Source organism: Oligella urethralis DSM 7531, from assembly GCF_000372065.1.
Classification (GTDB): Bacteria; Pseudomonadota; Gammaproteobacteria; order Burkholderiales; family Burkholderiaceae_B; genus Oligella; species Oligella urethralis.
In genome coordinates this window covers 234,193-259,059 of record NZ_AQVB01000001.1, presented here as the reverse complement: position 1 = coordinate 259,059, position 24,867 = coordinate 234,193, and the positions used below count along the sequence as shown (strand labels likewise).

At 46.4% G+C, this 24,867-nt stretch carries 27 protein-coding genes; 16 read left to right on the top strand and 11 right to left on the bottom strand.

Annotated elements, in window-relative coordinates; genetic code table 11:
* Positions 1 to 10: 10 nt before the first annotated feature.
* A complete protein-coding gene (locus A3GA_RS0101190; protein ID WP_018025555.1) occupies positions 11 to 1,942 on the bottom strand; it encodes an autotransporter assembly complex protein TamA in 1,932 nt (643 codons plus the stop codon).
* A gap of 32 nt (positions 1,943 to 1,974) precedes the next feature.
* Positions 1,975 to 3,099 carry an iron-sulfur cluster carrier protein ApbC gene (apbC, locus tag A3GA_RS0101185; protein ID WP_018025554.1) on the bottom strand — a complete coding sequence of 375 codons (1,125 nt, stop codon included), beginning with the start codon at positions 3,097 to 3,099 and terminating at the stop codon, positions 1,975 to 1,977.
* 103 nt (positions 3,100 to 3,202) lie between these two features.
* On the opposite strand from apbC, the gene A3GA_RS0101180 reads away from it, so the two are divergent.
* The 5 genes from A3GA_RS0101180 (at position 3,203) to lysM (ending at position 7,966) form a co-directional block, all read left to right on the top strand.
* Positions 3,203 to 3,511, top strand: coding sequence for a hypothetical protein (locus A3GA_RS0101180; RefSeq protein ID WP_018025553.1), 309 nt, complete (start codon positions 3,203 to 3,205; stop codon positions 3,509 to 3,511).
* 106 nt (positions 3,512 to 3,617) lie between these two features.
* Entirely contained in the window at positions 3,618 to 5,705 is a 2,088-nt protein-coding gene (gene metG / locus A3GA_RS0101175) for a methionine--tRNA ligase (protein ID WP_026156728.1), read from the top strand.
* Between the two features lie 16 nt (positions 5,706 to 5,721).
* Positions 5,722 to 6,456 (top strand): tRNA (guanosine(46)-N7)-methyltransferase TrmB, encoded by a 735-nt coding sequence (gene trmB / locus A3GA_RS0101170; protein ID WP_018025551.1) that lies wholly within the window; start codon positions 5,722 to 5,724, stop codon positions 6,454 to 6,456.
* A 3-nt stretch (positions 6,457 to 6,459) separates the two neighbouring features.
* Positions 6,460 to 7,398, top strand: a complete 939-nt coding sequence (gene pip, locus A3GA_RS0101165) for a prolyl aminopeptidase (RefSeq protein ID WP_018025550.1) — start codon at positions 6,460 to 6,462, stop codon at positions 7,396 to 7,398.
* A 133-nt stretch (positions 7,399 to 7,531) separates the two neighbouring features.
* A complete protein-coding gene (gene lysM, locus A3GA_RS0101160; RefSeq protein ID WP_018025549.1) occupies positions 7,532 to 7,966 on the top strand; it encodes a peptidoglycan-binding protein LysM in 435 nt (144 codons plus the stop codon).
* 101 nt (positions 7,967 to 8,067) lie between these two features.
* On the opposite strand, the gene ffh is transcribed toward lysM, so the two are convergent.
* Positions 8,068 to 9,570, bottom strand: a complete 1,503-nt coding sequence (gene ffh, locus A3GA_RS0101155; protein ID WP_018025548.1) for a signal recognition particle protein — start codon at positions 9,568 to 9,570, stop codon at positions 8,068 to 8,070.
* A gap of 82 nt (positions 9,571 to 9,652) precedes the next feature.
* On the opposite strand from ffh, the gene A3GA_RS0101150 reads away from it, so the two are divergent.
* Genes A3GA_RS0101150 through ampD form a run of 3 tightly spaced genes read left to right on the top strand, consistent with a single transcriptional unit; the run spans position 9,653 to position 11,486 of the window.
* Positions 9,653 to 10,498, top strand: a complete 846-nt coding sequence (locus A3GA_RS0101150) for a cytochrome C assembly family protein (protein WP_018025547.1) — start codon at positions 9,653 to 9,655, stop codon at positions 10,496 to 10,498.
* A 21-nt stretch (positions 10,499 to 10,519) separates the two neighbouring features.
* Positions 10,520 to 10,762: a PP0621 family protein gene (locus A3GA_RS0101145; RefSeq protein ID WP_018025546.1), complete on the top strand. Its 243-nt coding sequence runs from the start codon at positions 10,520 to 10,522 to the stop codon at positions 10,760 to 10,762.
* Between the two features lie 34 nt (positions 10,763 to 10,796).
* Positions 10,797 to 11,486, top strand: a complete 690-nt coding sequence (ampD, locus tag A3GA_RS0101140; RefSeq protein ID WP_018025545.1) for a 1,6-anhydro-N-acetylmuramyl-L-alanine amidase AmpD — start codon at positions 10,797 to 10,799, stop codon at positions 11,484 to 11,486.
* 16 nt (positions 11,487 to 11,502) lie between these two features.
* On the opposite strand, the gene A3GA_RS0101135 is transcribed toward ampD, so the two are convergent.
* The 6 genes from A3GA_RS0101135 to A3GA_RS11915 form a co-directional block, all read right to left on the bottom strand.
* Positions 11,503 to 11,802, bottom strand: a complete 300-nt coding sequence (locus A3GA_RS0101135) for a LuxR C-terminal-related transcriptional regulator (RefSeq protein ID WP_018025544.1) — start codon at positions 11,800 to 11,802, stop codon at positions 11,503 to 11,505.
* A gap of 16 nt (positions 11,803 to 11,818) precedes the next feature.
* A complete protein-coding gene (locus A3GA_RS12285) occupies positions 11,819 to 12,040 on the bottom strand; it encodes a response regulator transcription factor (protein ID WP_018025543.1) in 222 nt (73 codons plus the stop codon).
* Positions 12,041 to 12,559: 519 nt separating this feature from the next.
* Positions 12,560 to 12,898 (bottom strand): helix-turn-helix domain-containing protein, encoded by a 339-nt coding sequence (locus A3GA_RS0101125; RefSeq protein ID WP_018025542.1) that lies wholly within the window; start codon positions 12,896 to 12,898, stop codon positions 12,560 to 12,562.
* A gap of 10 nt (positions 12,899 to 12,908) precedes the next feature.
* Positions 12,909 to 13,163 (bottom strand): type II toxin-antitoxin system RelE family toxin, encoded by a 255-nt coding sequence (locus tag A3GA_RS0101120; RefSeq protein ID WP_018025541.1) that lies wholly within the window; start codon positions 13,161 to 13,163, stop codon positions 12,909 to 12,911.
* Positions 13,164 to 13,318: 155 nt separating this feature from the next.
* Positions 13,319 to 13,540: a hypothetical protein gene (locus A3GA_RS0101115; protein WP_018025540.1), complete on the bottom strand. Its 222-nt coding sequence runs from the start codon at positions 13,538 to 13,540 to the stop codon at positions 13,319 to 13,321.
* 98 nt (positions 13,541 to 13,638) lie between these two features.
* On the bottom strand, positions 13,639 to 13,788 hold the full coding sequence (locus A3GA_RS11915) for a helix-turn-helix domain-containing protein (RefSeq protein WP_018025539.1): 150 nt from the start codon (positions 13,786 to 13,788) through the stop codon (positions 13,639 to 13,641).
* 153 nt (positions 13,789 to 13,941) lie between these two features.
* Between A3GA_RS11915 and A3GA_RS0101105 the strand changes: the two genes are divergently transcribed.
* The 5 genes from A3GA_RS0101105 (at position 13,942) to A3GA_RS0101080 (ending at position 17,868) form a co-directional block, all read left to right on the top strand.
* Entirely contained in the window at positions 13,942 to 14,226 is a 285-nt protein-coding gene (locus A3GA_RS0101105; RefSeq protein WP_018025538.1) for a hypothetical protein, read from the top strand.
* Positions 14,214 to 14,558, top strand: coding sequence for a type II toxin-antitoxin system RelE/ParE family toxin (locus tag A3GA_RS0101100; RefSeq protein WP_018025537.1), 345 nt, complete (start codon positions 14,214 to 14,216; stop codon positions 14,556 to 14,558). Before A3GA_RS0101105 ends, A3GA_RS0101100 begins: the two co-directional genes overlap by 13 nt.
* Before the next feature lie 223 nt (positions 14,559 to 14,781).
* Positions 14,782 to 16,011, top strand: a complete 1,230-nt coding sequence (locus A3GA_RS0101090; RefSeq protein WP_018025535.1) for a nucleoside recognition domain-containing protein — start codon at positions 14,782 to 14,784, stop codon at positions 16,009 to 16,011.
* Positions 16,012 to 16,145: 134 nt separating this feature from the next.
* Complete coding sequence (locus A3GA_RS0101085) at positions 16,146 to 16,583, top strand: hypothetical protein (RefSeq protein WP_018025534.1); 438 nt, start codon at positions 16,146 to 16,148, stop codon at positions 16,581 to 16,583.
* Positions 16,584 to 16,623: 40 nt separating this feature from the next.
* Entirely contained in the window at positions 16,624 to 17,868 is a 1,245-nt protein-coding gene (locus A3GA_RS0101080; protein ID WP_018025533.1) for a DUF445 domain-containing protein, read from the top strand.
* Positions 17,869 to 17,887: 19 nt separating this feature from the next.
* On the opposite strand, the gene A3GA_RS0101075 is transcribed toward A3GA_RS0101080, so the two are convergent.
* Positions 17,888 to 18,322 carry a PaaI family thioesterase gene (locus tag A3GA_RS0101075; RefSeq protein ID WP_018025532.1) on the bottom strand — a complete coding sequence of 145 codons (435 nt, stop codon included), beginning with the start codon at positions 18,320 to 18,322 and terminating at the stop codon, positions 17,888 to 17,890.
* Between the two features lie 225 nt (positions 18,323 to 18,547).
* Here A3GA_RS0101075 and A3GA_RS0101070 point away from each other — a divergent pair, with 225 nt between their 5' ends.
* The 3 genes from A3GA_RS0101070 (at position 18,548) to A3GA_RS0101060 (ending at position 21,295) form a co-directional block, all read left to right on the top strand.
* Entirely contained in the window at positions 18,548 to 18,859 is a 312-nt protein-coding gene (locus tag A3GA_RS0101070) for a DUF485 domain-containing protein (protein WP_018025531.1), read from the top strand.
* A complete protein-coding gene (gene actP / locus A3GA_RS0101065; RefSeq protein ID WP_018025530.1) occupies positions 18,859 to 20,520 on the top strand; it encodes a cation/acetate symporter ActP in 1,662 nt (553 codons plus the stop codon). The genes A3GA_RS0101070 and actP overlap by 1 nt, the downstream gene beginning before the upstream one ends.
* A 97-nt stretch (positions 20,521 to 20,617) precedes the next feature.
* Positions 20,618 to 21,295: a response regulator transcription factor gene (locus tag A3GA_RS0101060; RefSeq protein ID WP_018025529.1), complete on the top strand. Its 678-nt coding sequence runs from the start codon at positions 20,618 to 20,620 to the stop codon at positions 21,293 to 21,295.
* A 21-nt stretch (positions 21,296 to 21,316) separates the two neighbouring features.
* Here the strand turns inward: A3GA_RS0101060 and A3GA_RS0101055 are convergent, their stop codons facing one another.
* Positions 21,317 to 24,790 (bottom strand): hybrid sensor histidine kinase/response regulator, encoded by a 3,474-nt coding sequence (locus tag A3GA_RS0101055; protein ID WP_018025528.1) that lies wholly within the window; start codon positions 24,788 to 24,790, stop codon positions 21,317 to 21,319.
* Positions 24,791 to 24,867: the final 77 nt, after the last annotated feature.

The window sequence follows — 24,867 nt, the reverse complement described above, 5'->3', positions numbered from 1 at the left end:
CTTCTTTTGTTTAGAACGCCATACCTAAGGAGAAATGCCAACGTATTTTGCGATCACGATGGCCATAGGCAATATCAAAAAAGAGCGGACCAGCGGGTGTTTTAACCCTTGCGCCCACTCCGGTACCTAGATGCAACTTCATATCTTTAAACTTACGTGCAGCATCACCAGCATCCACAAAATAGGCCATGCCGAAAGTATTATTAAAATAATGGGTGTACTCCACACTCGCTACCGCTAGCGCACGGGTACCAATGATACTTTTATAGGAGCGCTCACCAATACCAAAGTAGCGATAACCACGAATTGAGCCTGCGCCCCCAGTACGATAGCCGAAATCATCGGGGATTCGGGTGCTATCTTTAGCATGCACATAGCCAAGCTCGGCTCGTACCGTGATATTATCCCGACGCCCTATCGGCCACCATTGCTGCGCACGCACCGAAGTCCGCGCAAAGGGATCGCCACGCTCCAAATCAGCGCCGACACCCAAACCTAAGACAATTAAATTACCAGATCGCGGATCGAATTTACTATCCACATCACGGCGCAATAAATCGTAGGTCAACACCGCATTAGGCAATTCAAATTTAGGCTGCCCTTTACGCTTGACCGAATCATAAGCAATCGCTGCCGAATAACGACTCTCAAACTCGACCCGACTGGCCGGATCCAATTTAAATTCATGGGTACGTTTCCAACCCAAGGCAGCGCGACTGACCTCCTCATCCGAGTAATCCGAATGGCGCGCCATAATACCGAAACTATCAACCGTCCCATCGTAGTTCGGTGCTCGGTAAATATCAAAATAACCGCGCTGCTCCTTAAGTCCCAGACTAGCACCAGCCTCCATGGTCACCGCTTGATTCCACACCACATTTTGACGGTATACGCCCTCAACCCGGAAGGTGTTCACCTCATCAATACCCACCGCAGCGGACATAATGCGGGCTGGCCCCTCAGTGACGCGCACCAAAACAGGCAAGACCGCTTCGTCCTGCTCGTAAATCGCTGGATCGTCGGGCTTTTTAATCGTGACAAAGGCACCACGAAAAAAATTGGTGGATTGTAAGGTCTGCTGCCATTCGTCTAGCTTTTCCTGAGAAAACTCCTCACCCGGCTCATAGCGTATATAACGCCGAATTAAACTTATCGGCACCCGCCGTAAGCCCTGTACCTCCGTGTGACCTAAACGCACGGCTGGTCCACTATCAATCACCGTGCTTAAATCCGCTGTGGCTTCATCAGGATCAATCAAGGCCTGTGAATGAGTCATCCGAGCCAGATAAAAGTCCTGACTTGCCACCGCTTGTAAGAGCGAGTTCTTAGAACTACTCCAGACCTTATTAATAAAGACCTTACCCTTAGGCAAGCCCCAACCCTGGCGTAGTTCCTCAATCCGTTGCTGATAGCTAGATGACTTAGCAATGGTGCCGCTAAACTCATTGGAGACACGATTGACATGCGTGAGCTCGCCAGGCTCAATACTAATATCCCAGGTTTCACCCTCAAAGTCCTCACCTACCTCCAAGGTCACCTTAGGGTCAAAATAGCCTCGGGTGGCCAAGGAAGATAGCACCGCATCTCGACCGCGCCGGCGAATCCTATCGGCCTCACGACTATCCTGATCATCGGCCTGACGCACCACCGAAGAAATGGCGGCATCCACCACCTCTAGATCTTCGGGACTAAGCCCACCAGGCATAATGATCACTTCAGGCACCTTGATCTTGGCCTCGGCATTTTCAATCTCCAGGGCGTGCACCTCTGCTGCCCTCTCTCGCTCAGCCTCTTTGGCTGCAACCAATTGACGTTCGCGCTCATAAATCGGCCCACTCATCGAGTCGGACTCGCTCAGGGCACGCTCTGCGAAGCCTAAACTAAGCGCTCCCACTAAAAAAAGACGAGATAAGTTGGGCAGCGTATTGCTCTTAAATGCCATGCGTAATCAACGTTAAGTGACTTGGTTTAGGATTAAAGATTTTCCACAACTACTTTGGGGAAAGCACCGCTTCGGTCGATAGGCAATTCGGAAATATTATAGGCAAGGCGACGCGCAATCAAATGATAACGCTTAGCAGCTTCCGATTCGGGGTCAGAAACCACCGTTGGCTGACCAGCATCCGTTTGTTCACGTACCGCACGACTTAATGGCAATGCACCTAACCATGGCACTTCAAGCTCCTGCGCCATGTTTTTACCACCCTCTTCACCAAAGATATGCTCCGCATGACCGCAATGACTACAAACATGTACGCTCATATTTTCCACCACCCCGAGAATAGGTACATTAACCCGCTGGAACATGCGTAAACCCTTGCGCGCATCCAATAAGGCCACGTCCTGCGGCGTTGTCACCACCACCGAACCGGTTAGCGGTGCCTTTTGCGAAAGGGTCAAGGCAATATCACCCGTGCCCGGCGGCATATCAATAATTAAATAGTCCAATTGAGGCCAAGCGGTCTGATTAAGCATCTGCTCAACCGCCTGCGCTACCATGGGCCCACGTAAAATCGCAGGGGCGTCAGTCTCGAGCATAAAACCAATGGAGTTCACTGCTAAGCCATAAGCCTCCTGCGGCTTCATGCCACCGCCCTGACTCTCATCCACGCTTTCAATTTTGGCGTCTTCGATATTTAAAATTAAGGGCTGGCTGGGGCCGTACACATCCGCATCTAAAATCCCCACCCGGGCACCGGCTTGGCATAGCGCTAAAGCAATATTCGTCGAGGTCGTGCTTTTACCCACCCCCCCTTTACCGGAGGAAACAGCCACAATATTTTTGACAGCTTTCAGGGGCTTGAGACCACCCTGCACCACATGGCTACGAATGGTATCTGACCACTCAATCTCGATCTCGGGAAAACCGCACTCCTGGGCGATTTGACGAATATGGATCAGGACCTTTTGCTTATCCTCACCTAAAAAATAACCCGGCTCGAACTTGAAATGTAGGGTGGAGCCCTTAATTAAAGACATCATGCCCTTTTTTAAGCTGAGATCGCGCTCTTTAATTTTATGGCCGATATTGATACCTAAAACGGGGTCCACTAACTCTTTTTGTAAGCGACTGTATAAGGTTGCAAGTTCTGCGTTCATTCTAAAGATTTTCCAAATTTATAAAGTAGAATTAATTATTAATAGCATGATTGTAGCTATTTAGACTACGAAAACCAGATCATTACACGGAGTATTTCGTAACATGAAAAACTTTTTTCAAAGCTTATTGGCTAATATAGCCTTTATTACCATCACCCTTATCGGTTTGGTATTGGCCTTTACATTTATTTTTACACTGCTTATCGGGGTAGCTGCTTTATATATCATCAATCGCCTCCGCGGTAAGTCATTTTCTGCACGCCAGTTTTGGCACGAACAAAGACAACGTGCTCGTACCAGAACAGCAAATTTTACCTCACGTTATCAATATAAATACGGTCGTCAATCGGATAATTTTACACGACCGCCAGAGTCTGAGATCACCGATGTCGAATTCCGTGAGATTAGATAGCGACTCTCTTCTGCAAATCTAGCCCTTTCCTCAAATTATCCAAGCTCAATAGATTAGAATAAAGGATTAATTCCTTAATCCTTTATTTTTTTGCTTTTTAAAATCTATGTCTCGCACTTTATTCGTTACAACGGCTCTACCCTACGCCAACGGTTCGTTTCACATCGGTCATATTATGGAGTATATACAGGCTGATATCTGGGTTAGAGCATTACGAATGTCCGGTCACACAGTACACTTTGTTTGTGCGGATGATGCGCATGGCGCACCCATTATGCTCAAGGCCGAAAGTGAAGGCATCAGCCCCGAGGAGCTGATCTCCCGCATCGCTGCCGAACGGCCAAAGTACTTAGATGGTTTTCATATTAAGTTTGACCATTGGCATAATACCCACAGCCCAGAAAATACCGAGCTCTCCCAAACCATTTATAAGGAGCTCAAGCAAGCGGGTCTAATTAGTCAGCGAAGCATTGAGCAATTCTACGATCCTATGAAAGGCATGTTTTTACCGGATCGCTACATTAAGGGTGAATGCCCGAGCTGCCACGCCAAGGATCAGTATGGCGATGCCTGTGAGCATTGTAGTACCGCCTATTCACCCACTGAACTGATTAACCCCTACTCCACCCTAACCGGGACCACACCCGTACTAAAAAGTTCCGAGCATTTCTTCTTTAATTTATCGGATCCGCGCTGCGTGGAGTTTCTCTTACAGTGGACGCAGAGCAACAACGCCCAAGGTAAGCCACGTTTACAATCCGAGGTCTTAGCTAAAACCCGCGAATGGCTCGGTACCAGCTTAGAAGAAAGTAAGCTAGATGACTGGGATATTTCACGTGATGCGCCCTATTTCGGGATTGAAATCCCGGATGCGCCGGGCAAGTATTTCTATGTGTGGTTGGATGCACCAGTCGGTTATCTGGCCGCCTTCAAAGCCTATTGCGATAAGGTCGGTCTTGATTTTGATGCGCTCCAAGCACCGGACTCTGATACTGAACAATATCACTTTATCGGTAAGGATATCGTCTACTTCCACACCTTGTTCTGGCCAGCCATGCTGAAGTTTTCAGGGCGCAAGGTACCTGACGGGCTAAATGTACATGGCTTTATTACCGTCAGTGGGGAGAAAATGTCCAAGAGCCGTGGCACCGGCATTTCGCCGCTACGCTATCTGGATATCGGCATGAATCCTGAGTGGCTCCGCTACTATCTAGCGGCGAAGCTCAATAGCCGAGTTGAAGATATTGACTTTAACCCTGATGATTTTATTGCTCGGGTGAATGCCGACTTAATTGGTAAGTATATTAATATTGCCAGCCGTGCGGCGAACTTTATCAGCCGTCACTTTGCGGGTGAGCTTAATTATCTCGGTGATAAAGAGGCGCTAGCGGCCGAATATCAGGCTTTAACTGAGCAAATTGTGAGCGATTTTGAGGCGCGTGAATATGCGCGTGCGATTCGCACCATTATGGCGCAAGCGGATAAAATCAATCAGGCTTTTGACCAGGCACAACCTTGGGTAATGGCCAAGGGCATTAGTGAGGCATCTGCCGAGCAAAAAGCGCAACTACAGGATATTTGCTCACGCGCCCTCGCTGGCTTTAAAGCACTATCCGTACTCTTAGCGCCAGTACTGCCAGAATTAGCTTCACATGTTGCCAAGGAGTTGTTTGGCCTAGGACGCGATTTTATTTGGTCTGATGCAGCCGAACTACCGACCGCCATTGCAACGTTTAAGCACTTGATGAAGCGCGTTGAGGAAAAGCATTTAGACGAGCTACTAGCGATTGAGGCAAGCCCTACCGCCACCGCCCCCACCGACGAGGTCAAGCCTGGCGGCGAAGCAATTGCACCCACCATCAGCTACGATGATTTTCTAAAGGTGGACTTACGTATTGCGAAAATCATTGATTGTGCCGCGGTCGAAGGGGCTGATAAGCTGCTACGCTTAACCCTGGATCTGGGTGAGGGTCGCCATCGTCAAGTATTCTCTGGCATCAAATCCATGTATCAGCCCGAGCAATTAATCGGCAAACTGACCGTCGTGGTAGCGAACCTAGCGCCACGCAAAATGAAATTTGGCCTGTCTGAGGGCATGGTGCTGTCAGCGGCACACGCAGATAGCAAGCAAAACCCCGGTTTTTATGTATTAGAACCCTTTGAGGGTGCCGAGCCTGGCATGCGCATTCTCTAAGTCCTTGAGGTTTTATATGCAAACACATGATCACATGGACACAACACCAACAACGCCCGCAGAGACCGAGGAAAAAAAGGACTGGGGTCACATTAAAAGCTATGTCCATCGGAGCACCCATATTACCCCCGGTCAACGCCGTGCGCTAAATGGCGAGCTCTACGAGCGTTGGTGCCTGCGCTATCAACCAGGCTTTATTCAGTATGAGGAGATCTTTGGTCGTCAGGCCGCGACGGTACTAGAAATCGGTTTCGGCATGGGCGAAACCACCGCCAAAATCGCTACCGCTGCGGCGGATAAAAACTTTATCGGGGTGGAGGTGTTTTCGGGCGGTGTCGGTTCCTTACTCAATCGCATTGAGGACGAGGGCATAACTAACATCCGCATTATTCAGCATGATGCGGTGGATGTGGTTAATCATATGCTAGCGCCCGATTCCCTTGACGGGGTACATATTTACTTCCCCGATCCATGGCCTAAGAAGCGTCACCATAAGCGTCGCCTCGTACAATCACCCTTTATTAAGCAACTGGTGAGCCGCATCAAGCCCGGTGGCTATTTGCATTGCGCTACCGATTGGGAAGATTATGCGATGCAAATGCTTGAGGTGCTGAGCCATGAAGAGGCACTAAAAAATCGTTATCCCGACTTTGCGCCACGACCAGATTACCGCCCCTTAACCAAGTTTGAAAATCGTGGTCTTAATTTAGGTTACGGTGTGTGGGATTTAATTTTTGAGAAAAAGGCTTAAGCCATGTATCCACCCATTAAGCCCTATCGACACGGCTTTTTAGACACTGGTGAGGGTCACCAAGTTTATTGGGAGCTCTGCGGCAACCCCCAGGGTCAACCACTTATCTTTTTGCATGGCGGCCCGGGTGCTGGCTGCAGCCCTCAACATCGACAGCTTTTTGATCCTGAGCGCTACCATATTTTATTATTTGATCAGCGCGGTTGTGGGCGCTCCAAACCCACCGCCTCACTGGAAAATAACACGACACCACAGCTGATAAGTGATATGGAACGCTTGCGCGCAGAGATCCTCCAGGTCGATCAATATGTTGTGTTTGGTGGTTCCTGGGGTTCTACCCTAGCCTTAGCCTATGCCCAAGCGCATCCAAATCGGGTCAAGGGATTGATTCTGCGTGGCATCTTTACACTGCGTAAAGAAGAGGTTCAATGGTTTTATCAATCCGGTGCTAGCTTTATTTTCCCTGATGAATGGGAAAAATACCTCGCCCCCATTCCAGCAGCCGAACATGGTGATCTGGTCAGCGCTTATCATCGTCGCCTAACGGGCAACGATGAAGATGAGCAACTTCGCTGTGCGTATGCTTGGGCGCAATGGGAAAGTAATACCATCTCCCTCCTACCTACAGCCGCCAAAGCACTGACGCTTGCTGATCGGGATGCGGTCCTCAGTTTTGCTCGTATTGAAAATCACTATTTCAAGCATGCGGGCTTTATGGAGGAGGGTCAGTTGTTGCGTGACGCACACCGATTAGCTGATATTCCAACCATTATTATCCAAGGGCGCTATGATTGCTGCACCCCTGCTAAAACTGCTTGGGAGCTGTCTAAGGCCATGCCTCATGCCGCCTTTCACTTAATTCCGGATGCGGGTCATGCCTTTAATGAACCCGGAATTTTAGCTGCTTTATTAGATGCCACGGATAAATTCGCTACGCTATAAAGCATCACTAGCTAAACGATACTCGCTGAAATTTAATAACCAATTAATACTTTAGTTACAAAACAATTTGCTAGAATCAAACTAGTCGTTTTCTTTGAAGCGACTATTTATTCAATGACAAAAGGAGCAAATAATGGGTTTAATCAGCTTTGTTAAAAACGTTGGTGAGAAGCTATTTGGTGGTAGTGAAGCAAAAGCAGCGACTGCTGACGAGCTTAAAAAAGAGTTAGATAAGCACGGCTTAAATGCTGAGGGCTTAGATATTGCGGTTGATGGTGATAAGGTAGTGGTCAAGGGTAAGGCTGCCGATGCTGCAACCGCTGAAAAAATTGCCGTTGCCTTAGGTAATACGATCGGTGTTGCAGAGGTTGATAATCAGCTAGAGGCTGCAAGCAATGAGGGCGAGTCTAATTTCTACACTGTAAAATCCGGTGATACCCTATCCAAAATTGCTAAAGAGCAATATGGTAATGCCAACGACTACATGAAGATTTTTGAGGCTAATAAGCCCATGCTTAGCCATCCAGATAAAATCTACCCAGGTCAGGTTCTACGTATCCCAAAATAGGATAGCGTTTAATTAAATAAAGCCCTAAGTAAGTGATTGCTTAGGGCTTTTGTCTTGCACAGTCAACACGGCAGACCGTGCAGACCATGAGTACTTCTCGACTAGCGGCGACGCTTACGCTTAGTACTACCGCTACGGTTACGTCCCATGCCAGCTAAGCCAGACAGACCACCACCCATACCGGGTAGACCTCCTGCACCACCACCCATCAAGCCTCCCAGACCGCCTAAGCCACCAAGCGCACGCATCATTTTTTGCATACCGCCCTTTTTGAATTGCTTCATCATGGTTTGCATCTGTTCAAACTGCTTTAATAAGCGGTTTACCTCTTGCACCTGTACGCCCGCCCCCTTAGCAATACGCTGCTTACGTGAAGCCTTTAAGATCTCGGGCTTTGAGCGCTCCTCAAGGGTCATGGAATTAATAATGCCTTCGGTACGACGCAACTGCTTTTCAGCCTCACCGCCTTGTAATTGACCCGCCATGGCAGAAAATTGCGCCGGTAATTTCTCCATAATGGAGCCCATATCGCCCATTTTTTTGACTTGCTGCAATTGATCCAAAAAGTCATTTAAATCAAATTTATCGCCCTTTTTAAGCTTAGCGGCCATTTTCTCCGCTTCGGCGATATCAATATTGCGCTTCGTCTGCTCAACCAGCGAGAGAATGTCGCCCATCCCTAGCACACGCTGCGCCATACGCTCAGGATAGAAAATTTCTAAACCGTCTAGCTTTTCCGAGGTACCGACAAACTTCAGCGGCTTACCCGTTACATGACGCACAGAAAGGGCCGCACCACCGCGCGAATCACCGTCAAGCTTTGTCATCACCACGCCGGTTAAAGGCAACACATCGGAGAAAGCCTTCGCGACATTAACCGCATCTTGACCCTGCATGGCATCAACCACAAATAAGGTCTCAACCGGTTTTAAAAAGCGATGTAATGCACTGATTTCATCCATCATGTCCTGATCGATACCTAGGCGACCGGCCGTATCCACGATTAGGACATCGTAGAAATGACGCTTGGCATGTTCTAAGGCACTGTGCGCAATATCTAAGGGCTTTTGTGAACCATCGGAAGGAAAGAAATCAACGCCAACCTGCGCCGCCACCGTCTTTAGCTGCTCAATCGCTGCCGGACGATAAACGTCAGCACTGACCACTAAGACCTTTTTCTTATCGATTTTTTTGCCGTTTTGAGTGAGCTCACCCTCACGCAATAAGCGTGCTAACTTTGCCGTGGTCGTGGTTTTACCCGCCCCCTGTAAACCGGCCATTAAAATGACTGCTGGTGGCTGCGCCGCAAGTGATAACTCGGTCTCAGCGAGCGGCAAATCACCACCCATAATGCGCGTCAACTCATCACTCACGACACCTACCAAGGCCTGACCTGGGTTCAGACTACCTACCACCTCCTGACCCATGGCCTTTTCCTTGACCTCTTGGATAAACTCTCTTACAACGGGTAGGGCAACGTCCGCTTCTAGCAATGCCATGCGGACCTCTCGCAACATCTCCTGCGTGTTAGCTTCAGTCAGGCGTGCCTGACCACGCATAGTTTTTACAACTCTGGATAAACGATTGGTTAAATTATCAAGCATTATTCATCACTCTATGGTTAGGCAGAAAAGTATATAATGATTCTTAGTATTATTAATTTTTTAAGAGAAGCCTTTCTGCTTTATGTCTCTAGATATTGTATTGCACTATCTATCTGCGTTGGCGTATCTACTGCTAGCCGCCTCAATTTGGTATCCCCTCTGGCAAAACCGCGAGCTCAGCGCTAGCAGAGGAGGTCGCCATTGGGCACTGCTACTGATTTTACTATTGCACGGTGTCGCCGTCCACTATGCGATGCTTTATAGCGATCATATACGCATCAATTGGGCCCTAAGTATTTCACTTACGATTTGGTTTGGCATGATTATTTTCTGGATTGAAAGTAATTTTGTTTCCATCAAGGCATTATTACTGCCTTTGGGTCTAAGTAGTGCGCTAGGCTGCTTATTACCGGCTTTTTTCCCGACCTCTGACAGCGGTGTGGTGATTCAGGTTAATAGCGAGATCTTCCGCTTCCACCTGATTATTTCATTATTAGCCTATAGTGTGATTGCGCTTGCCACGGTGCAAGCCTTGATCACCACGGCGCTTGACCGCTACTTACATACGCCACATGATTTTGATTCCAAACAAAAGTTTTTAAATCGCTTAGTGGATGCGCAACCGCCTTTACTACTGCAAGAGCGTCTTTTGTTCAGACTGGTTTGGATCGGCTTTGCCCTATTAACCCTCTCCATTGCTACCGGTAGCTGGGTCTCATGGCACTACTATCATCAGCTCTTACCCCATGACCATAAGACCTTTTTTACGCTATTAGCTTGGCTGGTCTTTGCCTTTCTACTGAGTGGCCGAGTCATCTGGGGCTGGCGCGGCCGCATCGCCCTACGTTGGAATTTACTAGGCTTCTTTTTATTGATGTTAGCCTATACCGGTTCGCGCTTTGTCTTTGAAATGATTCTCGGACGCTAGCTGGAACTTGCCGGAGCTTATATGAGACTTTTACTATTAATCATCATTGCCCTCATCGCCTTAGTCTTGGTCAATCGCGCCTTAAGTAATGCACGCCGCACGATCCAAGCTAAGCAGGCAGAGGAACGGGCGCAAGCCACTAAAAGTATCCCCATGGCTCAATGCAACTATTGTGGCGTCCATATCCCTGAAAATGAAGCGGTACATTATAAAAATAAGACCTGGTGCAGTTTAGAGCATGCAAAAAGCGCAGACAAGGTGTAAGCTAGTTACAGCGCAATGGATTTAGGGATTTTCTATGAAAAGTGTGAGTGAGACCAAGAAAAAAACGCCGCTTTTGAAAATCGATCGTCATGGCTGGTTAAGACAGTACACGGGCCTTAGCTGTGCGGATTTGACACTACCATCAGCTACGCCTCGTAAAGCAAAGTTCAGAGTGCTTAAAAAGCCTAAGGAAGCCCTAGTTAAGCATGTAGCGTCGCCCAACTTTGCGAAAAGACCCAATGGTCTGCGGGCGAGCTTATTGGTGATTCATCATATCAGCCTACCGCCGAATGAGTTTGGTGGTCCCTACATTGAGCAGCTGTTTACTAATCAGCTCAATCCTAAGACACATCCGTTTTTTGAAGAGATTAAAGACTTGCGTGTATCGGCGCACTTTTTAATTCGTCGCAATGGCCAAATTGTGCAGTTTGTGAGTGCTGATGATATGGCCTTTCATGCCGGTCAATCCGATTTTGTCGGACGTGGACCATGTAACCCCTACTCCATTGGTATTGAACTTGAGGGTACAGGCTCAACGGCATATGAAGCGATTCAATATCATCACTTGGTGTTATTAACGCAGGCACTGAAGCGGCGCTATGGCTTGACTGCGGTAAGAGGTCATGAACATATTGCCCCCGGACGCAAACAGGACCCTGGCCCTAGTTTTGATTGGCAACGCTATGCCAAAGAGGCGGGTTGGCGCAGACGACAACTTCCCTAGCCTAGCATGTAATCCACTAGTGTAGCTTTTTCCCCTTGTCTAAGGCTTGATTGCTACGATAGACCAATTCAACAATATTTTTGACTTGGTACTTTTGAATGATATTGGCGCGATGTATTTCTACTGTGCGTACTGAAATACCGAAAGCAGCAGCACACTCTTTGCTGGTTAGACCCTTTTTGGTCAAGAGGAAAATCTCTTTTTCCCGCGGTGTCATCCGGTCAAGGGTGTAATCCTGCGCTGGCATCGACTGCTTATTTCGCTGTGAGGAACTAGTTTTGCTGCGCTTTTTACGTATCAGATCTTTGTCCATCATTACTTTCTGAAGCCTCCTATACAAATAAATAACTGTAATCATGCTGCAATTCTGCTGCATTGCGCACATTAAGCTTTCTAAATACATTCGCCCGATGGGTTTCGACCGTGCGCTCGGAGATATCCAGTGCTTGACTGATTTCCTTATTCGTGTAGCCTTGCACCACAAGACCACACACACTTAGCTCACGAGGCGTTAAGCTTGGCGGTTTTGAGGTATGTAAAGACATACTTTGCATATGAATCACCTTTATATATTTAAAAAATGTAGAAATATATTTTGGAAATAAAACTTCCGAATTCCTACAACATAAAAGATCAACAGCTACAAATATAAAACCACGCATTTGCAGCCAATTTCATTAAACATGTTTTTTATATGTAGGTAAACCCTAATTAAGAAAGAGCTTCTTTTTATAAGTAGTTTCCCTGATAGCTTTAGACTTTTTTGTGTTATAAATGCGACGATTAGTTTAAACTTCACTCATTAGCCCTTAAATTCGGCTAAATCTAGTTTAAATGCAAACTACTTAGCACTTAAACTATTAATAAGCTGCTGCTTATAGCATATAACTTCATAAACTACCAAAAAGAAGAGGCAACAGCTTACGCCATTGCCTCTCTTTAATCATCCTTTAAGGTAGGAACACACCTATTTCTAGTTCGATTGTGATTGTTTCTTAAATTTTTTTCACATTTTTAATGCGAAAAAATTATAAGTTTTAATTAAACAGAAAAAACTTTCCTTTCTATAATTATTACAGTTGTTCCACTGAAATACCTAAGGCCTGTGCTATTCGTATTTTAGTCGCTTTACGTGGTTTAGCATCAGGAGCTTCCATTTGAGCATAGGTAGGCTGTGCAATGTTAAGACGTTGCGCTACCTCAGTCTGAGTAAGACCTAAGTACTCGCGCCATGCACGTATACCACTCCAGCCATTATCCACTTCAAGTTTGACAACTTCGTGGGGAGTCGAACCATCAATGGGTATACGTGGTTCTTTACCTCTGGTTAACTGTAAATAATCAGCATATGGCAAAACAACATACTCCGGTTTGCCATTTTTACTAACTAATGTGTGGTTGGTGACATCCATACCTTACTCCCTAATAAGTCCGATCATCTCTTTTGGTGACTTCTTGTACATCTACAATCTTTATTTGCGTTTGGACATCAAATAAAACACGATAACGCCCTACTCTAAGACGATATCCATATTGATGGTTAACTAATCTTTTTACGTTTACAGCATTTTCAAAGTCAGCAAGTAGATCAACAGCATCTGATATACGCTTTCTATCAGTTATATCTATTTTACGCAGTTGCTTTTTTGCTCGGTTTGACCAGTTGATATCATACATAGCATCTGCAATTTAATTATAGGTTTAATTATACCATAAGCTATTAAACCCATCTAGTTTGGTTCTACATATAGAACGCCAATTATTAAAATTTAATGAGTATGTGACATACTATCTCGACAAATACCGGACAAATCATCGCTCATTCATAAAAGCTATAAAATTGGCAAATGCTTATATTTTTCGTCAATGTCTTTGATTTCCGAAATGAGCTTCTCGTAATTTATATCTGCATGAGAAGTGGAATATAAATCACTTCTTAATAAAGCAAGTTTTCTCTGATCTTCATTGAAAGATAAGGGCAAGCGTCTCGCTAGCCCAGCTTGAACTTGTGCTAAAAATTCAATCAATACGTCTTTTTGCGCAACAGTACACATATTTTCGCCTTTAAATTAGATGTTCGTCAATTGTTGTTTTAGCAGGTAAACCATAGTTTTCACAGTTATTCCAGCGAAATACCTAAGGCCTGTGCTATTTATATTTTAGTCGCTTTACGTGGCTTTGCATCAAGTGCTTCCATTTGAGAATAGGTAGGCCGTTCAATATTAAGGCGTTGCGCTACCTCAGCCTGCGTAAGACCTAAGTACTCACCCCATGCACGTATACCGCTCCAGCCATTATCCACTTTAAGATTGACAACCTCGTCCGAGAAGTGGCCGGAGGGTAACTATCACTACAACAATTTTTTAATATTTAACCAGTTGGGCTAGGGATTTATAATGATTGATCTGGTAATACTTTTGTATTACTATAATGATATCTTCAGGAGGGATTTACTATGCGTTCTAATCAAGAAGTAACCAGCGTTAAACTTGGTTATCGTAAAGCGATTCTACAAGAATTAGCTGATGAACTAGGCGGTAGTGTTCATAGCCTCGTATTAGATGCTGTTGATAAGCACATTGAAGCATTGAAAGCAAAACAAGCTTATGATAGACGAGCTATGCAAGCTTATAAAGACTATCAAGAAACAGGCTTACATATTACACTTAACGAGTTTATCGATTGGGTGGATAGTCTTGAGATGGACGAGCCAAGGGATATGCCTCAATGCCACAAGTGAAGTTAGTTATTACACGGCTTGCTCAGTCTGACCTGACAAGGATTTATAGTTTTTTAAATGATTTAGGGGCAACTAAACAGGCTAATGCGGTGATGCAATTACTCAGAAGTTCCTTTTTAGCTACTCAAGATAATACGCATAATGGTAGAACTTATGATTTATCGGTAGATGGGGAGGTTTTGCGTCATGTTAGGGAGGTAATAGTTCCTTATGGCAAAAGTGGTTATAGCTATCTTTTTTGGCATGATGAAGCCAACAATCAAATAGTAGTATTAACAGTCAAACATTTCCGTGAAAATGCTTATCGTTTAGCTTTGCTGAGCTTTAGTTGAGTTCAACACTCAAAATAATTTATTCCCAGGCTCGGCCGTGGCATACGCTTTGACCGCTTATTCTACAGCGCTAATGCGTTATTACCACCTTGTCTGGCTATGTGTTTATCAAATACCTCCTGTTGCCTTGTGACTGGCTTAAAGCTTTCAAGTTGTTTGACTAAGCTCTCTATTAACCCCTTCAAATCAGGCATAATAATAAAAAACAACTTAGGGGACGATGATGGCCTTAAATCTTATTTGGATGTTCTTCTTTTTTATCACCTTTGGTGTGGCCTTGATTAAATTAGTCGGAGGCGATACGGAGATTTTCCAAACCATTGTAAATTCACTGTTTGACAGCTCCCAAACGGCTGCCTCCATTTCGCTCGGCCTTATCGGGATTATGGCCTTTGCCCTCGGCATCATGAAAATCGGTGAACGCGCTGGGGTGATTGATGTGCTATCGCGCTTAGTCAGTCCCTTTTTCCAGCATCTCTTTCCAGGCATTCCAAAAAACCACCCAGCCATGGGCTCGATATTGATGAATTTCTCTGCCAATGCCTTAGGTTTGGATAATGCGGCCACCCCACTCGGCCTGAAAGCGATGAAGGAGTTGCAAAGCTTAAATGACAAACCCGATACGGCGACTAATGCGCAGATTATGTTTATCACGCTTAACGCCTCCAGTTTGACCCTATTGCCGATTTCTATTTTGGCCTTACGTCAACAAGCTGGTGCAGCCTACCCCTCCGATGTTTTTTTGCCAATTTTAATTGCTACCTTTTTCTCCACCTTAACCGCTTTATTGGTGGTATCTTTTTATCAGAAAATTAATCTCTTAAATCGTACCGTCCTACTCTACTTAGGCGGTCTCACAGCAGTCGTGATTGGCACCCTGATTTATTTCACGACCCTAAGCCCCGAAGAGATTAATGTGATTTCTAAAGTCTTCGGCAACTTAGTCCTCTTTGGTATCTTTACCTCCTTTATCTTTATGGCGTTTATCAAGAAAATTAATGCCTACGAAGCCTTTATTGAGGGAGCTAAAGAGGGCTTTGAGGTAGCGGTAAAAATCATCCCTTATCTGGTCGCTATTTTAGTGGCAGTGGCGGTGTTCAGAAGCTCCGGCAGCATGGACTATATCGTCAATGGTGTGCGCTATCTTGTGGAGGCCATGGGCTTTGACAGTCGCTTTGTCGAAGCCTTACCCGTCGCCTTGATGAAGCCACTGAGCGGTTCGGGCGCACGCGGCCTAATGGTTGAGCTGATGAATGCACGCGGTGTGGATGAGTTTGCTGCCAGAGCGGCTGCCATTATTCAAGGCTCAACTGAAACCACCTTTTATGTGTTAGCGGTATACTTCGGCTCGGTCGCCGTTAAAAACACTCGCCATGCTCTGCCTTGCGCACTTTTGGCAGAACTCGCTGGTGTCATTGCCGCCATTACCATGACCTATCTGTTTTTCGGCTAAGACCAAGCAAATCGGTGAGCACTATACTCACCGATTGTTTACATCCAGCAACGTTTAAGATCAGCTACTCACCTTCCAACCACGGTTCACTCAGTACAATAGCTTTTAATCTGTATTTTTTCAAGGAGTGACAGATGCAAGCTAAAGGACTCAATCAAGCCCAAATTCAACGTATGTTATTGACTAGCGCACTGAGTTTCGGCTTAGCCTTAGGTAGTTACAGCCTCAGCCACGCAGAGATCAGAAAAGCCAACAATGAACATCAGATCAGCTATCAAACGGGTGGTATTGGTCAAGAGGAGTTAGATCTGCTGCGTCAGAATGCGGCTGATTATAACGCCCAGTTCAGCTTTGCCAATGCGGCTGATCGTGCCTATTTAAACAATCTGCAGGTACAGCTTTTCAACGCCCAAAACGAAATGGTGTTTACCGATAATCAGGTCGGCCCCCTACTCTATTTACAACTCAGTCCAGGTAGCTATGAGCTAAAAGCCAGTAGCAATGAGATAAGCAAAACACAAAAATTCACGATCAAAGAGGGTGGTGTATATAGTAGCGTATTAACTTGGTAACTTAGCATGGCGGGCGACTTACTTAGCCACACCAGTCTTTATGAGTACTCAAACCGCCAAAGAACGTCAATTACGCCTGTATAAAGCCCGCGCCACCGCACTCTTGCTGTTGATGGCTGGGATCTTTATTATCACTACCATCTATCATACAGCCGACTCACCGAGCTGGTTGGGCTACCTACGTGCCTTTGCTGAGGCGGCAACGGTTGGCGCACTGGCTGACTGGTATGCCGTGACCGCTATTTTTCACCATCCCTTAGGCCTGAAAATACCGCACACCAACATTATCCGTAGGAAAAAGCAGCAAATCGGCGATAATTTAGGCGAATTTATGGTGGATAAGTTTTTAAGCGATGACAATGTCCGCCCTTATATTCAAAAGCTACAATTCTCAACATTGATCACCACCTGGCTAAGCAAAAAGTCCTCACAGGATGCACTCCTCACTGAAAGCGCCAGCTTGATCCTAGATAGCATTCAAACCATGGACGAGCGTGCGGTGGTCGCTTTTATCAAGCAACAAAGCAAGGCCTTGACTGATGGGATAGCACTGCATCAATTACTTGCCAGCAGCATTGATTTCCTCATCGATAAGCATTGGCATCATGCGCTGATACAGCTCATTTCACGAGAAATTAGAAACTATATTGTGTTTAATCACAAAAGCATCTACCAAATGGTGCAGGATAAAAGCCATACCCTGGTACCTAAAGCCATTGACCGCAAAATCGCTAAAGAAATCACCCTGGCCTTAATCAGCTACTTACTAGAACTAGAAAATGATCCTAAGCATCCTGCTTATAAAACCATTCCTCAGAAACTGTTAGCGTTAAAACAGGAGCTTCTCACTAATAAGGAATGGCAGCAACAACTGCAGCTTTTTAAAGATGAATGGATGCATGACGATAAATTAGAACGCATGGCCTATCAGCTTTGGTACCACCTCAAACATTCGGCCATGGTGGCGGCAGAGGATGATGCAAGTGCCTTGCATCAACAATTAAGACGGCAAATCAAGAAGCTCGTCGCCGAGCTTCAACAAAACTCAGCATGGCAACAAAGGCTAGATCCTTGGCTGCAAAAAAAAGCCTACCGCTATTTTCGTAAAAACCGCCATCTTATTGCCCGCTTTATCAGTACGACCGTAGGTCAATGGGATGCGGAAAAACTAAATCGTACCCTCGAACTTGAGGTAGCAAAGGATCTACAATGGATCCGTATTAATGGCACCATCGTTGGTGGCTTGGTAGGACTGCTGCTGCATGCGCTATCTACTTGGCTCTAGCACACAGATTGCGCACGCCCTAATTGCTAAGCGGAATGGCATAGGTCCCCACCACATGACACACCGCTTTATCCTCCTCACCCTCAGAGTAAATATAAACTTCACCCACGGCCAAGCTGCGACCGACTTTTAATAAATTACACTCGGCAATTAAATGCTTATCCGCACTCGGCTTTCTTAAAAAAGAAACATTTAAATTCGTTGTTACGGCTAAGGGCACAATCCCTATCTCACCCAAAATAGCAATATACAAAGTGACATCTGCCAAGCCCATCATACAAGGGCCGGAGACCGTACCGCCGGGTCTTAGATCGGCCTCGGTCACAATATGTCGCACCCTCGCTGTACCTTCACCCACCGCTAACACATCGACCGGCATTTGTGGAAAATCTTTTTCTAAAAAAGCCACAATCTCATCTAAGCTCGCTTTGTTAACCACCCTCTGATTACTCATCTTTTACCCCTATAGTATTAACCCTGTTAATGCTTGCCAGCCCGATATATAAAGACGCTGAAGCCCATATAGTAATACCCTAATACCAAAGTCTTGTATATAAAATTTATCACTAAACGTATATTAAATTGAGTGCTCATAAAGCGCCAGCTATTGCTATGGCAGTAGTTCAACCATCAATTAAATACACAAATCACAACAATAACTATTACCCGGGAGACAATTATGACGACTTCTAGCGACCATGTCGCCAAGCTAATAGCCAGTCCTAAGTATCAGGAATTGGTCCAAAAACGGAATCGTATTAATAATACCTTCTTTTTGATCATGCTATTGGTATACGCCGGTTTTATCTTTTTGGTTGCCTTTGCCCCAGGCTTGATGGAACAGCCTATCGGTAATATGACCATGAGTATCGGTGTTGCTTTAGGTACTTTAGTACTGATCAGTGCCAGTATTATGATCATTGTTTATACCATTGTTTGTAATAAAACCATTGACCCGCTACTTGCCGAAGTCCTTAAGGAGGTTCAATAATGTCTAGATTATTCGCTACACTCTTACTTTTGGCAGGTTCAAGTTCCATTGCAAGCGCTGCCACAGCCGGTCCGAGTAAACCGGCCATTATTATGTTCTTAGTGTTTATTGCGGGTACCATGGGCATTACCTATTGGGCAGCCCGCAAAACACAGTCCACGTCCGACTTCTACACTGCAGGCGGTGGCATTTCGGGTTTCCAAAATGGTCTAGCCATTGCCGGTGACTACTTATCTGCCGCATCCTTCCTAGGGATTGCCGGTATGGTCTATGTCAGTGGTTTTGACGGTGTGGTTTATGCGATTGGCTTTATGTTTGGTTGGCCTACCGTGATGTTCTTAATTGCTGAACGGTTGCGTAACCTAGGTCGTTACAACTTCGCCGACGTGACTGCTTTCCGCTTAAAGCAAACCCAGATGCGTACCCTTGCTGCGAGTGCTTCACTGTTAATTATCTGCCTTTACTTGATTGCGCAGATGGTAGGTGCCGGCAAGCTAATCGTTTTACTTTTCGGCATTAACTACAAATTAGCGGTCGTGATTGTAGGTGCCTTGATGATGGTGTATGTTGCTTTTGGCGGCATGACAGCAACCACTTGGGTACAAATCATTAAAGCGGTCCTCATGCTTTTCGGTGCGAGCTTAATGACTTTCTTAGTCTTAAAAGCCTTTAATTTCAACATTGATACGATGCTTGAAAAAGCGGTAGAAATTCACCGTGATGGACGTCATATTTTAGCACCGGGTGAGAGCTTAATTTCAAACCCGATTAACGCTTTATCGCTGGGCTTGGCCTTAGCGCTAGGTACGGCTGGTCTACCGCACATTTTAATGCGCTTCTTTACCGTGGCTAACGCTCAAGAAGCTCGTAAGTCCGTGATTTGGGCCAGTAGCTTTATCGGTTACTTCTACTTGCTAACCTTTATTATCGGCTTCGGTGCGATCTGGTTACTCAGCCAAAATCCTGAGTTATTTAATCGCGGTCCTGATGGCAGCTTCGATTTGATTCGTGACCTTATTGGTGGCACCAATATGGTGGCGGTTCACTTAGCCAGTGCGGTTGGTGGTGAGTTATTACTGGGCTTCTTAGCAGCGGTGACCTTTGCCACCATTGTTGCAGTCGTGGCCGGTTTATCTCTTGCCGGTGCGGCTGCGATTTCACATGACTTATACGATAATGTGATCGCCAAAGGCAATGTGACCGAAGAGCAAAAAATGCGTATTTCTCGTATTTCCACGGTTGCTTTAGGTGTGTTGGCCATTCTGTTAGGGATTATTTTTGAGAACCAAAACGTTGCCTTCATGGTAGGTTTAGCTTTCGCTATTGCTGCAAGCTCTAACTTCCCAGTGTTGGTATTGTCCATCTCTTGGCGTGGTTGTACCACCCGTGGTGCCACCCTCGGTGGTTTCATCGGCTTAATTACCGCCACCGTTTGGGTTGTATTAAGTAAAACCGTGTGGGTTGATGTGTTTGGCTTTGCTGAGCCTATCACCCCATTCCCTAACCCCGGTATTCTTTCCATCCCATTAGCCTTTATCTCCATCTGGTTCTTCTCTATCACGGATAAGAGCGCAGATGCGGCCAAAGAGAAGGCAGCCTTCGATGCACTTAACGTACGTTCACAAACTGGTCTCGGTATCAGCAAAGCTGAAGTGCACTAAGTTTAACGGCATCAAAGCGCACATTTGATTACAGAAATGTGCATATAATAAAGGGAGTCTGTGAATAGACTCCCTTTATTGCGTTTTGGAGCGGTTGATGAATGAACTACTGATAGCGGATGACCATCCTTTATTCCGTGAAGCCTTGCGGGGCTTGATTTCCAAGCATTACCCTGGTGCCAAGATTTACGAAGCGGAAAATGCCGATTCGGTATTTGCCTTGGTTGATGATCATGCCGATGCGGACTTACTGCTATTAGACTTAAACATGCCAGGCGCAGAGGGCTATAGCTCATTAGTTTTTTTACGGGCACAACACCCTCAATTACCTATTGCTATTATCTCCGCTCACGAAGATCCGATGCTGATGCGTCGCGCCATCGATCACGGTGCCATGGGCTATATCCCGAAATCAGCCGATATCGAAACGCTCTGCCAAGCCATCGATCATATACTCACGGGTGAGGTCTGGCTGCCTTCTAATGTACCACAAGCACCCGCCGTCACGCTCAAAGAAAAGGAGGCGGCACAGCGCGTAAGTGAGCTGACACCGCAGCAATTCCGCGTCTTGCAGATGGTGACTCGTGGTCGCCTCAACAAGCAAATCGCCTATGATTTAGGTGTTTCTGAAACCACTATCAAAACCCATATGACGGCCATTTTACGCAAACTTGGTGTGAGCAATCGCACCCAAGCGGTATTGCTCGCCTATGAACTCGATTTACAAAGTAAAACAGAGGCTGACTTGCGGGAGTTTCTGGGCGAGCAACCCTAGCACTCGCCCCCTGAGATTGAATTAGGAGGATTTTGGATTCCCACTGTCAAATTTTGGCTTAATGCTCTCATACTGGGCGGTTAAAAAGACCCTCAGGCGAGCCGGCTTTAAGGGCTTTGTCAGTACCAAATAACCTCGCTGGCGAGCTTTTTGGCGCAGCTCATCACTGCCATCTGCCGTCAATAAGGCGCCATGTAAATAGCGTGCATTTTCACGCAACGCATCCAAACTATCTAAACCGTCTAAGCGATCATGCAAATGATAATCCGCTAACAGCACATGCGGCTTTTGCTCCATTTTGTTGAGCGCCTCATCAATGGTGGTGGCAGCAATCACCTCAACCCCCCATTGTCCTAGCAATATCGTCATGCCACTGATAATTTCCACATCATTATCTAAGCAGAGTACACGTAAACCGGCTAAGGGCAGATCGTCTGGCACCGTTTCAATCCTATTTGGCTTAATCGCTTCTGCGGCCGTGGCCATGGGTACTCGCACACTAAACATACTGCCTTTACTCACTTCCGACCGTACCGCCAGCTGATGCCCCAACAGCACAGAAATACGCTGACAAATCGATAAGCCCAAACCTAAACCCCGTTCGCCCCAATCAAAACTCTGCTCATAGCGCTGAAACTCATCAAATATATGCGCTAAATGATTGCTTGGAATGCCTTGGCCGCTATCCCACACCTGAAACTCGACTTCATCGCCACGCACTCGTCCGCCCAAAATAATGCGCCCCTCTCGGGTATAACGAAAGGCATTTGCCAACAGGTTTTGCAAAATACGCCGTAATAAACGCATATCGCTACGCACATAAACTGGTCGCATAAACACTTGAAAACGTAGGTTTCTACGCTTAGCTGAGGGAGCATACTGCTGGTATAAATCATCTAGTAAAGCCTTAGCATTAAACACCTGTATCTCAGGCTGCAAACCGCCGCTGTCTAGCTTGGATAGATCTAATAAGCCCTCCAACAGCTCCTCTGCCGCCCGTAGCGAGGTATCCACCCGTTCCGCCAAATGTCGCATCTGCTCGATACTATCCGTGCCGTCATGTAAGGCGGATGCAAAAAGCCTAGCCGCATTAATCGGCTGTAACACATCATGACTCACTGCGGTTAGGAAATAGCTACGTGATTGTTGTGCCCGCTCCGCTTCCTCCGTCCGCTCAGCAACCCGTTGCTCCAACGTGACATTCATCTCTGTTAATTCCTGTTCGACCCGTTTAAACTCTGTCACATCGGTATAACTGGTAACATAACCACCACCGGGCAAGGGTCGACCGCGTAGCTCAATCACCTGCCCCTCACCAATCAAGCGCTGCGCCGAATAAGAGCTTCCCTCAAGCATATAGCCCAGCCGTCGCTCAATCAATTCGGTTAAATTTTCCCCGTCAAGCATGCGCAAACGTCCACGCTTGGCATTAAACTCCATAATTTCGGATACCGGCTGCCCAACTCTCAACAAATGTTGTGGAATATCCAAGAACTCCTCATAGCGCTGATTCCACGCTACTAAGCACATATTCGCATCCACCACACTGATACCCTGCTCCAAATTCTCCAGAGTTGACAACAACACATCGCGATTAAAGCTCATTTCCTGGCGTGCTTCATCCAGCACGGAAACAATGGCATCCACCTCCACCCCGGAACCACGTAAGGCACTATTTAACACTAAGCGTGCGGAAGCAGCACCGACGACAGCAGCTAACATCAGCTCAGCAAATTGAATCCACTCGGCATCGGCCCGTAGATCCTTGCTCAGCTCTAACCCTCTTTCTCGCGCCTGCATTTCAAAAGCCCAACCGGCCTTAGCCTCACCCACAATACGACCACTAATCACCAACAAGTCCTGCACCAAAAGGTTACTCGGCACATTCATCGACTCTAGCCGACGATACTTAGCGAAAGGGTCCAGAAACGGACGAGCACGTAGTCTTTCACCTAAGCTAGGTCCTTTAATTAAAGAAAAGAGTAGGAAAAAAGCGATATTAAATAATAATGACCAAAAGGTGCCATGGGTTAAGGGATCCATGCCACTGATACCGAAAAGCTGATGTGGCCTTAACCAGTGAATGCCGAAAGGTCCTTGCTCTACCCACTCATAGGAGAACCACTCAGACTCGGCTAGCGACGGTAACAATAGGGTATAAGCCCACAGCAAGGAGCCTGCCACCAAGCCTGCTTCAACCCCACGGCGACTCGCCCCCAGCCAGCTTAAGCCACCAATCAGACCTGGCGCAAATTGCACCACCGCTGCAAAAGCCATTAGGCCATAGGCTGATAATGCGATTTCCGAACCCGTGCCGACATAATAGCCATAGGCTGCCATTACTAAGACAAAAACCGAACCGCGCCGCATCCATAATAACGATTTGGAATAATCACCATGACCGCCATCAGCCCAACCACGTCGCAATAAGAAAGGCATGATCAAATCATTACTGACCATCGTCGCCAAGGCCACACTGGTCACAATCATCATGCCGGTAGCTGCCGAAAAACCGCCAATATAGGCTAATAAAGCGAGTATGGTTTGCTCCTTATGCAGTGGCAACACCAACACATAACTATCAACCGCCTCCGCACCCGTTTGTTCGAACACATTGAGAGACACGATGGCAATCGGTATCACCATCAGCGCAATCAATATCAGATACAGTGAAAACATCCAACGTGCGTACTTAATATCCCGCACATCGCCGCATTCCACAATGGTCACATGGAACTGGCGTGGCAAACAAACCACCGCTGCAAAGGCTAATAAGGTCTGCCCGACAAAACTCATGGAGCTGGTATGTTGCGTCAAGGTTTCAAGGGCACCAACGGCATTTAGATCCTCCGCATGAACCCACAAAAAGGCAAAAATCCCCACGGCAATTAAGGCCACGAGCTTGATCAATGACTCAAAGGCAATCGCTAGCATCAAACCGGGGCGATGCTCCGTTGCATCCGCTTGACGAGTACCAAACACAATCACGAAAAGCGCCATGAGCGCAGCCACATAAAGCGCCGGATCCCCAAAAAAGCTCGTCGAAATCTCCTGCCCAATAAACACCCCAATACTCATGGTCACCGCCTTAAACTGTAAAGCCAGATAAGGCACCACGGCAATCAGCGCAACAATGGTCACTAAACCCGCCAGGCGCTGAGAGCGTTCATAGCGACTGGCCATAAAGTCGGAGATAGAAACAATGCGTTGACTTTGTGCCACCAAGGCCATACGCTCTAAAAACAGCCCAAAAAACACAAATAACAATAGCGGACCTAAATAAATCGGTAAATAGCCCCAACCGAAGCGCACCGCACTTCCCACCGCACCGTAGAAGGTCCATGACGAACAATAAACCGCTAAGGATAAACCATAAACAGCCGGTCTTAACCAAAGACGCTTTTCATATAATGGATAGCGATCGCCAATCCAGGCAATGCCGAATAAGGTGGCCAAATAAATAAATGAGGCCAATATAACGTATGTTGGTGACATCTGCTCCCCTCACCCTCCTACTTTAGTAGCGCCACATCATTTCTTGCTCTTTTTAGATGTATATTGTAAGAGTAATA